Source organism: Enterobacter sp. 22466, from assembly GCF_052044775.1.
Taxonomy (GTDB): Bacteria; Pseudomonadota; Gammaproteobacteria; order Enterobacterales; family Enterobacteriaceae; genus Enterobacter; species Enterobacter dissolvens.
In genome coordinates this window covers 44,862-57,961 of sequence record NZ_JBQENX010000014.1, presented here as the reverse complement: position 1 = coordinate 57,961, position 13,100 = coordinate 44,862, and the positions used below count along the sequence as shown (strand labels likewise).

At 56.2% G+C, this 13,100-nt stretch carries 13 protein-coding genes; 4 read left to right on the top strand and 9 right to left on the bottom strand.

Annotation, left to right across the window (positions count from 1 at the left end; translation table 11 throughout):
- The first annotated feature begins 114 nt into the window (after positions 1 to 114).
- On the top strand, positions 115 to 1,068 hold the full coding sequence (metR, locus tag ACTJJI_RS24350; protein WP_014833699.1) for an HTH-type transcriptional regulator MetR: 954 nt from the start codon (positions 115 to 117) through the stop codon (positions 1,066 to 1,068).
- Here the strand turns inward: metR and ACTJJI_RS24345 are convergent.
- From ACTJJI_RS24345 to pldB, 3 genes are all read right to left on the bottom strand, one after another.
- The gene (locus ACTJJI_RS24345; protein ID WP_014833700.1) at positions 956 to 1,855 is read right to left on the bottom strand and encodes a carboxylate/amino acid/amine transporter; all 900 of its coding nucleotides are present in this window, start codon (positions 1,853 to 1,855) and stop codon (positions 956 to 958) included. The two genes, metR and ACTJJI_RS24345, sit on opposite strands and share 113 nt — an antisense overlap.
- A gap of 82 nt (positions 1,856 to 1,937) precedes the next feature.
- Positions 1,938 to 2,738: a sugar/pyridoxal phosphate phosphatase YigL gene (gene yigL / locus ACTJJI_RS24340; RefSeq protein ID WP_047360241.1), complete on the bottom strand. Its 801-nt coding sequence runs from the start codon at positions 2,736 to 2,738 to the stop codon at positions 1,938 to 1,940.
- Between the two features lie 25 nt (positions 2,739 to 2,763).
- Entirely contained in the window at positions 2,764 to 3,756 is a 993-nt protein-coding gene (gene pldB, locus ACTJJI_RS24335) for a lysophospholipase L2 (RefSeq protein ID WP_125365534.1), read from the bottom strand.
- A gap of 111 nt (positions 3,757 to 3,867) precedes the next feature.
- Between pldB and rhtB the strand changes: the two genes are divergently transcribed.
- Positions 3,868 to 4,488 (top strand): homoserine/homoserine lactone efflux protein, encoded by a 621-nt coding sequence (rhtB, locus tag ACTJJI_RS24330; protein WP_014833702.1) that lies wholly within the window; start codon positions 3,868 to 3,870, stop codon positions 4,486 to 4,488.
- On the opposite strand, the gene rhtC is transcribed toward rhtB, so the two are convergent.
- The 3 genes from rhtC to pldA all read right to left on the bottom strand — a co-directional run bounded on the left by rhtC (position 4,485) and on the right by pldA (position 7,956).
- The gene (gene rhtC, locus ACTJJI_RS24325) at positions 4,485 to 5,105 is read right to left on the bottom strand and encodes a threonine export protein RhtC (RefSeq protein WP_025757538.1); all 621 of its coding nucleotides are present in this window, start codon (positions 5,103 to 5,105) and stop codon (positions 4,485 to 4,487) included. The two genes, rhtB and rhtC, sit on opposite strands and share 4 nt — an antisense overlap.
- A 61-nt stretch (positions 5,106 to 5,166) precedes the next feature.
- A complete protein-coding gene (gene recQ, locus ACTJJI_RS24320) occupies positions 5,167 to 6,996 on the bottom strand; it encodes an ATP-dependent DNA helicase RecQ (protein ID WP_014833704.1) in 1,830 nt (609 codons plus the stop codon).
- 90 nt (positions 6,997 to 7,086) lie between these two features.
- A complete protein-coding gene (gene pldA / locus ACTJJI_RS24315; RefSeq protein ID WP_014833705.1) occupies positions 7,087 to 7,956 on the bottom strand; it encodes a phospholipase A in 870 nt (289 codons plus the stop codon).
- Between the two features lie 162 nt (positions 7,957 to 8,118).
- Here pldA and yigI point away from each other — a divergent pair, with 162 nt between their 5' ends.
- Positions 8,119 to 8,586, top strand: a complete 468-nt coding sequence (yigI, locus tag ACTJJI_RS24310) for an acyl-CoA thioesterase YigI (RefSeq protein WP_014833706.1) — start codon at positions 8,119 to 8,121, stop codon at positions 8,584 to 8,586.
- 51 nt (positions 8,587 to 8,637) lie between these two features.
- Positions 8,638 to 9,534 (top strand): EamA family transporter RarD, encoded by an 897-nt coding sequence (gene rarD, locus ACTJJI_RS24305; protein WP_046889416.1) that lies wholly within the window; start codon positions 8,638 to 8,640, stop codon positions 9,532 to 9,534.
- Between the two features lie 83 nt (positions 9,535 to 9,617).
- On the opposite strand, the gene corA is transcribed toward rarD, so the two are convergent.
- The 3 genes from corA to uvrD form a co-directional block, all read right to left on the bottom strand.
- Positions 9,618 to 10,568, bottom strand: a complete 951-nt coding sequence (gene corA, locus ACTJJI_RS24300; protein ID WP_008501540.1) for a magnesium/cobalt transporter CorA — start codon at positions 10,566 to 10,568, stop codon at positions 9,618 to 9,620.
- 151 nt (positions 10,569 to 10,719) lie between these two features.
- Positions 10,720 to 10,776: a YsgD/CorL family protein gene (gene ysgD / locus ACTJJI_RS24295; protein WP_212743980.1), complete on the bottom strand. Its 57-nt coding sequence runs from the start codon at positions 10,774 to 10,776 to the stop codon at positions 10,720 to 10,722.
- Positions 10,777 to 10,925: 149 nt separating this feature from the next.
- Positions 10,926 to 13,088 (bottom strand): DNA helicase II, encoded by a 2,163-nt coding sequence (gene uvrD, locus ACTJJI_RS24290; protein ID WP_440655846.1) that lies wholly within the window; start codon positions 13,086 to 13,088, stop codon positions 10,926 to 10,928.
- Positions 13,089 to 13,100: the final 12 nt, after the last annotated feature.

The window sequence follows — 13,100 nt, the reverse complement described above, 5'->3', positions numbered from 1 at the left end:
TCATGCCCCTTGTGAAATTTGTTATTTAGACGTCCAGATGTTTACACATCTATAATTGGCAGGTACTGTATATTCCTCAAGCGCAAAATGTTCATGGCGAAGTGAAGGACTTTCATGATCGAGATAAAACACCTGAAAACGCTACAAGCGTTGCGAAACTGCGGTTCTCTCGCGGCGGCGGCGGCCTCACTGCACCAGACTCAGTCCGCCCTTTCTCACCAGTTCAGCGATCTGGAACAACGTCTCGGCTTTCGTCTGTTTGTGCGTAAGAGCCAGCCGCTGCGCTTTACCCCGCAGGGCGAGATCCTCCTGCAACTGGCTAATCAGGTGCTGCCGCAAATTGCCAGCGCGCTTCAGTCCTGCAATGAGCCGCAGCAGACTAAATTGCGTATCGCCATTGAGTGCCACAGCTGTATTCAGTGGTTAACTCCCGCGCTTGAGAACTTCCGCCAGAAGTGGCCGCAGGTGGAGATGGACTTTACCTCCGGCGTGACGTTTGACCCGCAGCCGTCTCTCCAGCAGGGCGAACTGGATCTGGTCATGACATCAGACATCCTGCCACGTAGTGGCCTGCACTATTCACCGATGTTCGATTATGAGGTGCGCCTGGTGCTGGCGCCGGATCATCCGCTGGCCAGCAAGACGCGTATCACCCCGGAAGACCTGGCGACTGAGACACTGCTGATATACCCGGTGCAGCGCAGTCGCCTGGATATCTGGCGCCATTTCCTGCAGCCAGCGGGTATCAGCCCACAGCTGAAAAGCGTGGATAATACGTTGCTGTTGATTCAGATGGTGGCCGCCAGAATGGGCATCGCGGCGCTGCCGCATTGGGTGGTGGAGAGTTTTGAACGCCAGGGCCTGGTGGTCACCAAAACCCTGGGTGAAGGACTGTGGAGCCGGCTGTACGCCGCAGTGCGCGATGGCGAGCAGCGTCAGCCGATAACGGAAGCGTTTATTCGCTCAACGCGGAACCACGCGTGCGACCATCTTCCGTTTGTGCGGAGCGCGGAGCGACCCAACGCCGATGTACCCACAGCGAAGCCAGGATCACCGCTCCCCCAATAAGGAAACTTGGCCAGTGTGGCTGTTGCTGCCAGATGGCAAGATTAACCAGCAGCCCCGCGGGTACATGCACATTGTTCATGATCCCCAGCGTACCGGCGTCTACCTGCGTAGCGCCGTAGTTCCACATGAAGTACCCCAGCCCTGAGGCCACCACACCCAGCCAGACCAGAATGCCCCACTGCACGGAGGTGGTAGGTAGCTTTTGCGGGTTACCCAGCATAAACCACGCCGCGACCGCAACCACCGCCGCCCCCAGATAGAACCAGGCAAAGGCGTTGTGCTGCGGCATCGGGCGGGTTTCCATCAGGCGCTTGTAGCCCACCATGCCGATGGCGAAGCTGATGTTTGCTAACTGCACGAACATCAGGCCGGTCCAGAAGTGATCGCTCACTTTATCGTAGCGAATAATCGCCGCGCCAATCACCGCCAGCGCCGCGCTCAACAGATAGCCCCAACGCAGACGACGCCTGCTGAGCAGGTCGTAAATCAGCGTGATGTAGAGCGGCGTCAGCACCGTAAAGAGCAGGAACTCCGAAACGGACAAGTAGATATACGCCCGAAAGCTGAACAGATACATGATGCCGAGCTGCATCGCCCCCACCAGCATATAGAGCAGAATGGTCTTCAGTGATTGTCCGCGCATCCGCAAAAAGGGCAGGAACACCAGCGCCGCCAGCCCCACGCGCATCAGCACCGAGAAATAGCTGTCGACCGATCCGGCAAGGTATTCGCCAATCAGGCTAAAGGAGAAGGCCCACAGGATAGTGGTGATAATGAGTAGCGCCACAATGCTTGTCTCTCAGAAAGAAGGAGAGGCATTGTAGCGAACTCTTTAGTTGACAACTGAGCGATAAATAATCAAATGAAGATTATTCAAGGAACAGCTTGCGCAGATATTTCGGTACCGCGTTGTCTGCGTTAGTGCCGATCACTTCCAGCTCCGGGTGCAGGTCTTTCAGGCGCTGATGCGCGTTCTGCATGATGCAGCCTTTACCCGCCATCGAGAGCATCTCAGCATCGTTCATGCCATCACCAAAGGCGATACAGTCTTTCAGCTCAAAGCCCATGCGTTTGGCTACCGCTTCCAGAGCGTGACCTTTGGAGACCCCCCCCGCCATCACTTCCAGGCAGGTCAGCGTGGAGAAGCTTACGTTGACGCGATCGCCCCAGCGGGCGTTGATCGCCTGCTCCAGCGGCAGCAGTTCTTCGTGACTTTCGCAGGTAAAGAAGACTTTGCTGATCCCTTCCGGCTCCAGCAGACCTGGCTCATACAGGGAGTAGTTAAACACCGCTTCTTTGAAGAAACGCATCTCTTCCGGGCGATGACGGTTCATGAACCAGTCATCATCGCGGTAAACGTTCGTGACGATAGCCGGATTATTGTGCACCACACCGAACAGATCGGCGGCAATATCGCGATCCAGGTTGTGGGTAAAGATCAGATTGCCATCGGTGTCGTGCACGCGCGCACCGTTGGAGGTGATCATGTACGATTTGATCTCCAGGTTATCGCGGATCTGCCCCACGTCCACGTGGTGGCGCCCGGTGGCAAACACAAAGTTCACGCCGCGGGCAGTCAGCAGTTTTAACGTCTCTTTCGCGTAAGGCGACAGGGTGTGGTCGGGAGAAAGCAGCGTGCCATCTAAGTCAGATGCAACAACCTGGTACATAGGGAAATTTAACCTCAATAAAAAATCAGTTATGCCTGTCGAAAAATTCAACAATGGCGTTGAGCGCGACTGAGCGCATAGCGTCCTTTTCGAAAAGGATCTCATGGTACGCGCCGTTGATGACCAGTGGTTTACCCCCTTCACAGGGGTGACCCGCGGCAGCGCGCAATTCACAAAAACGGTCGTGCATGCGGTTATCCACCACACGCTCTTCTTCTGCCTGGATCAGCAGCGTCGGCGTATCATCACAACTAACCCCTGCCAGAACCTGTTCACCGGCAAGAATGCCCTCCCGTACCCAATGATACGTTGGGCCACCTACGCGCAGGCGCGGTTCATCGGCATAAAAACGCAGGTTACGACGATACCGTTGCCGGCTATGGGTCAGCACGTTCAGAGCAAACGGCAATGCGCGCCAGCGCCCCGTCCCGATGGCGTACCCTTCACGAATGCGCTGATGGCCCTCAGCCCAGTCAAGGATATGGCGCACCATCCAGTCAGGAAAACGCATGACGATGCCATACATCGGCGCGGTGAGCGCAATGGCATCGCACTGGTGCTCATAACGTTGTAAAAACAGCGTTGAAATCGCGCCACCCATCGAGTGCGCCAGAATATAGCGCTTACGCCACGGGCCTGGCTCGACTTCCTGCTGCCAGAATGCGGCAAGATCGTCGACATAATCGCTGAAGTTATCCACATGACCGCGATGGGTGTCGGATAACATACGCCCGGACAGTCCCTGCCCGCGGTGGTCGATAATCAACACGTCGAAGCCCAGATGGAACAGGTCATAGGCCAGTTCGGCGTATTTAATGTAGCTCTCAATACGACCGGGACAGACCACGATGACCCGATCGTTTTTTACATCACGGAAACGAACAAAGCGTACCGGGATATTCCCGACGCCTGTAAACTCATCTTCCTCACGCTGGCGCCAGAAATCGGTCAGCGGCCCCATGGAGAAAGCAGCAAATGCGTTTTCTCGTGTTTCCCAGTCCTTTTTCTGCTGCAACATCGGGTTTCCACCCCCCGTAATTCAGGGAATATCGTTTTTTTCGTAACCGGTCACAAAATGACTCAACAATAGCGTATTGTGGCATAAAAACAGACGATTCGGGAGTTTCAAATGACCTTTGAGTGGTGGTTCGCTTACCTGCTGACATCCATCATCCTCAGCCTTTCACCGGGTTCGGGCGCAATTAATACCATGACAACCTCCATTAACCACGGTTATCGCGGGGCGGTGGCGTCTATTGCCGGTTTGCAGGCTGGGCTGGGTATTCACATTGTGCTGGTCGGTATTGGTCTGGGGACGTTGTTCTCCCGCTCGGTGCTGGCGTTTGAAGTGCTGAAGTGGGCCGGTGCGGCGTATCTGATTTGGCTCGGCATTCAGCAGTGGCGCGCAGCAGGCTCGATTGACCTGAACACCCTCGCCCGGACGCAAACGCGCGGTCGCCTGTTTAAGCGGGCGGTGTTTGTGAATCTGACCAACCCAAAAAGCATCGTTTTTCTGGCCGCCCTGTTCCCACAGTTTATCGTCCCGCATCAGCCGCAGGTAATGCAGTACGTAGTCCTGGGCGTGACCACCATTGTTGTCGATATTATTGTGATGATTGGCTACGCAACACTGGCGCAGCGAATTGCGGCATGGATTAAAGGGCCTAAGCAGATGAAGGCCCTGAATAAAGTCTTTGGTTCGCTGTTTATGCTGGTTGGCGCGCTGCTTGCGTCAGCGCGTCACGCTTAGCGAGAAATAATAAGATGAATACCAAAGCCGGCGAACAGCGCGCCGGCGAAGCCGTCAATCCACTTCGCGATGCGCTGATAACCACGGCGCATCGCCGGTAAGGCAAACAGGCTTGCGACGATGGTGAACCACGCAAACGTCTCAACCACGATCAGCAGGAAGATCCCCCAGCGCGCACCCGCCCCCACGCTGTCGCCCACGAACAGGGAGAAGACGGAGCCGAAATAGATAATCGCTTTCGGGTTCGCCAGGTTGGTCAGCAGCCCTTTCACAAAGCTACGGCCGCCCGTAGCCAACTCGACCTTCGGCTCTTGCGGCTTTTTCTCTTCTTTCTTCAGCGCCCCGCGCAGCATCTGGTAGCCCATCCAGCACAGGTACAGGCCACCACCGACCATAATGATGTTATGCAACCAGGCCATCTTCGCCAGAATCAGATTCAGACCGAGCAGTGCGACTGCCGCCCAGACCATGACGCCCATGGTAATACCGAGCACGCCCATCATCGCCTCTTTGCGGGAGCGGCTGACGGCGGTTTGTGACACGAAGAAAAAGTCAGGGCCTGGGCTCATCAGCGCAACGATGTGCACTAACGCCACGGTAAGAAATAGCATTAACATAATTAGCTCGCGGGGAAATAATTCAGTGAGTCATCATCCTGGCACTTTTTTGCCCGGCTGACTACTCCTCATCATCACCATCGGCATGTGAACGGATGAGCGCCATGAACGCTTTACCAAAGCGCTCCAGCTTGCGCGTACCGACGCCGTTGACGCTGAGCATTTCGCTGGCGCTGAGCGGCATTTGCTCGGCCATCTCGATCAGCGTCGCGTCGTTGAAGACCACATATGGCGGAATGTTCTCTTCATCAGCAATCGCTTTACGCAGCTTGCGCAGTTTGGCAAACAGCTTGCGATCGTAGTTACCGCCGTAAGACTTCTGCATCACCCGCGGTTTCAGGGCGACAACGCGCGGCACGGCGAGCTTGAGTTCAACATCCCCGCGCAGTACCGGACGCGCAGCTTCGGTGAGCTGAAGCGCGGAGTGCTGGGCGATGTTCTGTGTGGCAAAGCCGAGGTGAATCAACTGGCGAATAATGCTGACCCAATGCTCGTGGCTCTGGTCCTTACCAATACCGTAGACGGGCAACTTATCGTGGCCCATGTCGCGGATACGCTGGTTATTGGCGCCACGTAACACTTCCACCACATAGCCCATCCCGAAGCGCTGATTCACACGGTAAATGGTCGAGAGCGCCTTACGCGCGTCCATCAGGCCATCGTACTGCTTCGGCGGGTCGAGACAGATATCGCAGTTGCCACACGGCTCCTGACGCCCCTCACCAAAGTAGTTGAGCAGCACCAGACGGCGGCAGGTTTGCGCTTCAGCAAACGCACCCATGGCGTTGAGCTTGTGACGCTCGATATCCTGCAGCTGTCCCTGCGGTTTCTCTTCCAGACAGCGGCGCAGCCACGCCATATCGGCCGGATCGTAAAACAGCATCGCTTCCGCAGGCAGGCCATCACGTCCGGCGCGGCCGGTTTCCTGATAGTAGGATTCGATATTTCGTGGAATATCGAAGTGCACCACAAAGCGTACGTTGGGCTTGTTAATGCCCATCCCGAATGCCACCGTCGCCACCACAATCTGCAGATCATCGCGCTGGAATTTTTCCTGCACGTCGGCGCGGATATGGTTTTCTAACCCGGCATGATAGGCCGCCGCGCTAAAGCCGCGGTTTTGCAGACGCGCAGCGGTGTCTTCCACCTTCGCGCGGCTGTTACAGTAAATGATGCCTGACTTGCCGCGCTGCTCCTGCACATAACGCAGAAGCTGATCCAGCGGCTTGAACTTTTCCATCAGCATATAGCGGATGTTCGGGCGGTCGAAACTGCTGACCTGGATAAGCGGGTCGTTCAGCCCCAGCAGGCGGACGATATCCAGCCGCGTGGTGTCATCTGCCGTGGCGGTCAGCGCCATAAACGGCAGTTCGGGGAAGCGCTGGCGAAGCTGGCCAAGTGCGGCATATTCCGGGCGGAAGTCGTGGCCCCATTGCGAAATACAGTGCGCTTCATCAACGGCCAGCAGAACGGGATTCCAGTGCGCCAGATGGTCGAGGAAGTTATCCAGCATCAGACGTTCTGGCGCGATATACAGCAAGCGAATCTGTCCGGTACGGCAACCGGCCATCACCTCTTGCTGCTGCTCGCGGGTTTGCGTGGAGTTAAGACAGGCCGCTGCCACGCCGTTGGCGAGCAGTTGGTCAACCTGGTCTTTCATCAGAGAAATCAGCGGCGATACCACGACCGTCAGGCCATTAAGTACCAGTGCAGGCACCTGATAGCAGAGCGATTTACCGCCACCGGTCGGCATTACCACCAGGCAATCACGACCTTCCAGCACGGTTTCAATGATGGTTTCCTGGCCAGGACGGAATTGCTGATAGCCAAAGGTTTCATGCAAAACCTGTTTAGCCAGCGATTCCTGATTCAATACTTCCGCCTGCGCCACGTTAACCCCATATGCCAGAAATGAAACAGGCGCTATTTTCAGCGCCTGAGAGAGAAACTTCAACGATTAACGCAAAAACATTCGAGCAGCCTAGAAAATATCGTTCAGCATTACGCCCACACCCACGCGGGTCTGGTTAAAGTTGTAATCGATGAGCGACTCGCCGTAACCGCTGTAGACCTGGGTATAAATACGCACGTGTTTGGTCATCGGGTAGCTTAAGCCCACTTCTGCGCCACCGTAACCGGTGTTCCAGTTGTACTGGCCCCTGGCGCTCAGTACCGCATCACCCAACTGATAACCAATTTTGAGCTGATAGTAGCCCATATATTTGGTGATATCCGGGTTGTCATCGGTGCTGCCCACCACGTACCACGGCTTCACTTCCACCATCAAATTACCATTCTGCGCCATCAGGCGCGTATAGGCGCGGTTCCAGCTACGTGAGGTGGGATCGGAACGGCCGTTGGAGTCATGGTTGAAGCCCACTTCAACGTCACGCAATGTCCAGCCTGCAAACTCATAATCCGTTGCGAAACCCAGAAACAGCTGTGGCTCATAGTTGGTTTCACGGAACGGTGAAGATTCACCGCTGTTGGAAAGCTGCCACCAGGATTTCTGCGTATAAGACGCCCCGAGTACCGAATTCGGCCCCAGAATGCCGCGCCAGAATGGGAACGCGAGGCTGAGCTGATACTTCACCTCATCTTTACGCGCATTCTCAGCCCAGTCATAGGAGCGAATCGCCTCTTTGTTGAGATCGCTGGTCCAGGTGTAAAGCACATAGTTGGTGTCGTACGGGTAGAGCGTGAACGGATTATCATGCTCCTGCAGCAGGTTAGCGATAATGCTACCGCGAACAGCTGGCGTATCGTGCACTTCTTTGACTGTCGCTTCCTGTGCATATGCTGTGAGGGGCAGTGCAACCGCTGCCAGTAACCAGGCCAGATACGTCCGCATCGGTGGTGATCTCCTGCAAAGTGTTAAAAGACTCGAATTGTTATATGGCGCACATTCTACAGACTTCTGTCGCAACTTCTGCATCCTCGTTTCTGAAAGTGGCATTCTTGCTTGCCCAGGCATAAAATCAACATTTCATTAACATTAAGGATGTGATGCCTCATGTCAGCCATGCTTACCGCCGAAGAAGCGTTAAAACTCGTGGGCGAGATTTTTGTTTACCATATGCCGTTTAACCGCGCGCTGGGACTGGAGCTGGAGCGGTACGAGAAAGCCTTTGCCCAGCTCAGTTTTAACAACCAGCCGATGATGGTAGGCAACTGGGCGCAGAGCATTTTGCATGGCGGGGTGATTGCCTCCGCGCTGGACGTGGCGGCAGGGCTGGTATGCGTTGGCAGCACCCTGACGCGCCATGACACCATCAACGAAGACGAACTGCGCCAGCGGTTATCCCGTATGGGTACCATCGACTTACGCGTCGATTACCTGCGTCCCGGGCGCGGAAACCGCTTCACCTGTACCAGCAGCCTGCTGCGCGCGGGGAACAAGGTTGCCGTCGCGCGTGTTGAACTGCATAACGAAGAACAACTTTATATCGCCAGCGCAACAGCCACTTATATGGTGGGTTGAAGCCGAAAAATCGGGTAAAGTTGATTCACTTTTTTGTCACGGATTTTCCCGATGGATGCTAAACAGACGCGGCAGGGCGTGCTACTCGCCCTTGCCGCTTATTTTATTTGGGGTATCGCACCCGCTTACTTTAAGTTTATCGCTTACGTACCGGCCGATGAGATCCTCACTCATCGCGTCATCTGGTCCTTCTTCTTCATGATCGCGCTGATGAGCGTTAGTCGTCAGTGGTCTGGCGTCAAAACGCTGCTACAAACTCCGAAGAAGATCTTTCTGCTGGCACTCTCGGCAGTACTGATTGGCGGAAACTGGCTGCTGTTTATCTGGGCGGTGAATAACCATCACATGCTCGAAGCGAGTCTGGGGTATTTTATTAACCCGCTGGTGAATATTGTGCTGGGGATGATTTTCCTCGGCGAGCGCTTCCGCCGGATGCAGTGGCTGGCGGTGATCCTCGCCTTCTGCGGCGTGCTGGTTCAGCTGTGGACCTTCGGTTCACTGCCTGTTATTGCGCTGGGGCTGGCGTTCAGCTTTGCGTTCTACGGGCTGGTGCGTAAGAAGATTGCCGTGGAAGCGCAAACCGGGATGCTGTTTGAAACCCTGTGGCTGTTGCCGGTGGCCGCTATCTATCTGTTCGCCATTGCCGACAGCCCGACCAGCCACATGGGCAGCAACCCGTGGTCCCTGAATGTGATGCTGATGGCCGCAGGGGTGGTGACGACCATCCCACTGCTCTGCTTTACCGGTGCGGCAACGCGCCTGCGTCTGTCCACGCTGGGCTTTTTCCAGTACATCGGCCCAACGCTGATGTTCCTGCTCGCGGTGGTGTTTTACGGCGAAGTGCCGGGTGCGGATAAGATGGTGACGTTCGCGTTTATCTGGGTAGCACTGGCGATTTTTGTCGCAGATGCGATTTATACCCAGCGCAGGGTACGTAAAGGGCTGTGATCTTCCCCTCACCCTAACCCTCTCCCACCGGGAGAGGGAATTCGATCGTAGAGCGGGTAAGCGCAGCGCGCCCGCCAGATTTTTTACAACCAGTTGCGACGCTTGAAATAGAGATACGGCGCCAGCCCGGCGAGGATCATAAAGATAATCGCGCCCGGGTAGCCGAAACTCCACTTCAGCTCCGGCATAAACTCAAAGTTCATCCCGTAGCTGGATGCCACCAGCGTCGGCGGCAGGAACACCACCGATACCACCGAGAAGATCTTGATGATGCGGTTCTGCTCGATGTTGATAAAGCCCATCGCCGCCTGCATCAGGAAGTTAACCTTCTGGAACAGGGATTCGTTGTGCGGCAGCAGAGATTCGATATCGCGCAGGATCTCACGCGCCTGTTCCAGCTGGCCACCCGGCAGACGCGCCTTGCGCACCAGGAAATTCAGCGCACGCTGGGTATCCATCAGACACAAACGCACTTTCCAGCCGATATCTTCCAGTTCCGCCAGCGTGGAGAGCGCTTCGTCGTATTCATCGCCCTGATGCCCTTCCATGATGACGCGGCTCAGTTTTTCCAGATCGCTGTAGATGTTTTCAATCTCATCCGCCAGCTGTTCAATTTTGGTTTCGAACAGATCGAGCAGCAATTCGTAAGCATTGCCGTCCACCATCGCCTGGCTGCGGGCGCGCATACGGTAGAGACGAAACGCCGGCAGTTCACGTTCGCGCAGGGTAAACAGGCGCCCGTCGCGAATGGTAAATGCCACGGTGGAGTTTCCCGCGTGATCTTCGGCATCTTCAAAGAAGAAGAAGGAGTGGATGTGCAGGCCGTCTTCGTCTTCAAAAAAACGTGCGGATGCTTCGATGTCTTCCAGTTCCGGGCGAGTTGCCAGACTCTGCCCCAGCTCAGATTGTACGCGCAGGCGTTCATCGTCGTCCGGCTCGACCAGATCCACCCATACGGCATCAATGAGGGGCTGTGACTCTTCGGCTTCAAGCCGAGTCAGTCGGTTATTTTCGAGTTGAAATGCGCTCAACATGACCGGGACTCCCAATGCAAAAAATATCGGACAGTTCGGTGGGCACACAGAAACAAATTGGGTTTCAGACCATTAAACAGCCTGACTCAGCGCGACGGGAATAATGCAGGTCGCTGACAACCACTAAGGCCATCAGCAAGAGGAGATAGCCTTAGGAGTTGTTCCTGGATGACAGGGAATTGAGCCAGTATCTACTGGGTGTGTCCAAGGCGAATGTCCTCTTAGCGTAATCGTGCGCGCATGTTACGCCAGCAGCAACTGTGGCGTCAACACGCAACGAAACGCTGAAGGGCATTAATTGACCTTCAACGTATAAGGCTAGCAGATTATTACAAAATAATGATACTTTTCTGAATGTTACACTGTTTCCAGCTTAGCATACGCGGCCACCAGCCATTTGATCCCCTGGCCCTGGAACGCCACCTGCAGGCGACTGTGCTCGCCGCTACCTTCCAGGTTGACGATGGTGCCTTCGCCAAACTTCGAATGGCGCACGCGCTGGCCCAGCTTATAGCCAGTGTCGGTTTCCGCGATGGGCGAGCCCATCCGCTGATGGCTGACCGGGCGGCTGATACTGGCGCGCAGACGCACCTCTTCCACACACTCTTCCGGCAATTCGCCGATAAAGCGTGACGGACGGTGATACACCTCTTTGCCGTACAAACGACGGGTTTCGGCGTAGGTCAGCGTCAGTTTCTGCATCGCTCGCGTCACGCCGACATAAGCCAGACGGCGCTCCTCTTCCAGGCGTCCGCCTTCATCCAGCGACATCTGGCTCGGGAATATCCCCTCTTCCATGCCGACAATAAATACCTGCGGGAATTCGAGGCCTTTAGCAGAGTGGAGGGTCATCAGCTGAACCGCATCCTGCCAGGTATCCGCCTGCCCTTCGCCCGCTTCCAGCGCGGCGTGGGAAAGGAATGCCTGCAGCGGCATCAAATCTTCGTCTTCTTCGTTGTAGCTGAACTGGCGCGTTGCCGTCACCAGCTCCTCTAAGTTCTCAATACGGGTCTGGCCCTTCTCGCCTTTCTCCTGCTCGTACATCATGCGCAGGCCGGAGTCTTTGATCACCCGGTCGGTCTGCACGTGCAGCGGCATATCGGCCGTTTCCTGGGCCAGCGCGTCAATCAGCTCAAGGAAGCGCTGCAGCGCGCTGGCGGCGCGTCCGGCGAGCGCCTTTTCCTGCAACAGTTCGCGGCACGCCTGCCAGAGCGTAAGCTGGCGATCGCGCGAGGCCTGACGCACCACATCCAGCGTGCGGTCACCAATGCCGCGGGTTGGCGTATTCACCACGCGTTCAAACGCCGCATCATCGTTTCGGTTAGCGATCAGGCGCAGATACGAAAGCGCGTCTTTGATCTCCTGACGTTCGAAGAAGCGCATGCCGCCATAAATACGGTACGGCATGCTCACCTGCAGCAGTGCCTCTTCCAGCACGCGCGACTGGGCGTTGCTGCGATAGAGAATGGCACACTGTTCCAGCGCGCCACCGTTGTCCTGCCAGGTTTTGATGCGGTTCACCACGAAACGTGCTTCGTCGAGCTCGTTGAAGGCGCAGTAAATGGAAATCGGTTCGCCGTCGACACCGTCGGTCCACAGCTTTTTACCCAGGCGCCCGTTGTTGTTTTCAATCAGGGCGTTGGCCGCGCTGAGGATATTGCTGGTCGAGCGGTAGTTCTGCTCCAGACGGATGGTTTCGGCGCCGGGAAAGTCATTGAGGAAGCGCTGGATGTTTTCCACCTGCGCGCCACGCCAGCCGTAGATGGACTGGTCGTCATCGCCCACGATCATCACCTTGCCGGTATCCCCGGCCAGCAGGCGGATCCAGGCGTACTGGATGTTGTTGGTATCCTGGAATTCGTCCACCAGGATATTGGTGAAGCGTTCGCGGTAGTGCTGCAGGATATGCGGTTTGTTCAGCCACAGCTCGTGGGCGCGCAGCAACAGTTCGGCAAAGTCCACCAGCCCGGCGCGGTCACACGCTTCCTGGTAGGCCTTGTAAACGTTCTGCCAGGTCTGCTCCACCGGGTTGCCAAAGCTCTGAATATGGTGCGGGCGCAACCCTTCGTCTTTCTGGCCGTTGATGTACCACATCGCCTGACGTGGCGGCCACTGTTTCTCGTCGAGATTCATCGCCTTAATCAGGCGTTTCAGCAGACGGAGCTGGTCTTCGCTGTCGAGGATCTGGAAATCCTGCGGCAGATTGGCATCCATATGGTGCGCGCGCAGCAGACGGTGCGCCAGACCGTGGAAGGTGCCGACCCACATGCCGCCCTGGCTGGTGCCCATCAACTGGGCGATACGGTGGCGCATCTCCGCCGCCGCCTTGTTGGTGAACGTGACCGCCATGATGGAGTACGGAGAGCAGTTTTCCACGCTCTGCAGCCAGGCGATACGGTGAACCAGCACGCGCGTCTTACCACTGCCCGCCCCAGCCAGCACCAGCAGGTTGGTACGCGAGGCGGCAACCGCGTCACGCTGTTTGTCATTAAGGCTGTCGAGCAGGTAAGAAACGTCCATTGGCACCGTCAC

Excerpts from the sequence above, each read along its gene's own strand:
- metR (WP_014833699.1), top strand. The coding sequence starts at position 115 with ATGATCGAGATAAAACACCTGAAAACGCTACAAGCGTTGCGAAACTGC.
- yigL (WP_047360241.1), bottom strand. The coding sequence starts at position 2,738 with ATGTACCAGGTTGTTGCATCTGACTTAGATGGCACGCTGCTTTCTCCC.
- pldB (WP_125365534.1), bottom strand. The coding sequence starts at position 3,756 with ATGTTGCAGCAGAAAAAGGACTGGGAAACACGAGAAAACGCATTTGCT.
- rhtB (WP_014833702.1), top strand. The coding sequence starts at position 3,868 with ATGACCTTTGAGTGGTGGTTCGCTTACCTGCTGACATCCATCATCCTC.
- rhtC (WP_025757538.1), bottom strand. The coding sequence starts at position 5,105 with ATGTTAATGCTATTTCTTACCGTGGCGTTAGTGCACATCGTTGCGCTG.
- pldA (WP_014833705.1), bottom strand. The coding sequence starts at position 7,956 with ATGCGGACGTATCTGGCCTGGTTACTGGCAGCGGTTGCACTGCCCCTC.
- yigI (WP_014833706.1), top strand. The coding sequence starts at position 8,119 with ATGTCAGCCATGCTTACCGCCGAAGAAGCGTTAAAACTCGTGGGCGAG.
- rarD (WP_046889416.1), top strand. The coding sequence starts at position 8,638 with ATGGATGCTAAACAGACGCGGCAGGGCGTGCTACTCGCCCTTGCCGCT.
- corA (WP_008501540.1), bottom strand. The coding sequence starts at position 10,568 with ATGTTGAGCGCATTTCAACTCGAAAATAACCGACTGACTCGGCTTGAA.
- uvrD (WP_440655846.1), bottom strand. The coding sequence starts at position 13,088 with ATGGACGTTTCTTACCTGCTCGACAGCCTTAATGACAAACAGCGTGAC.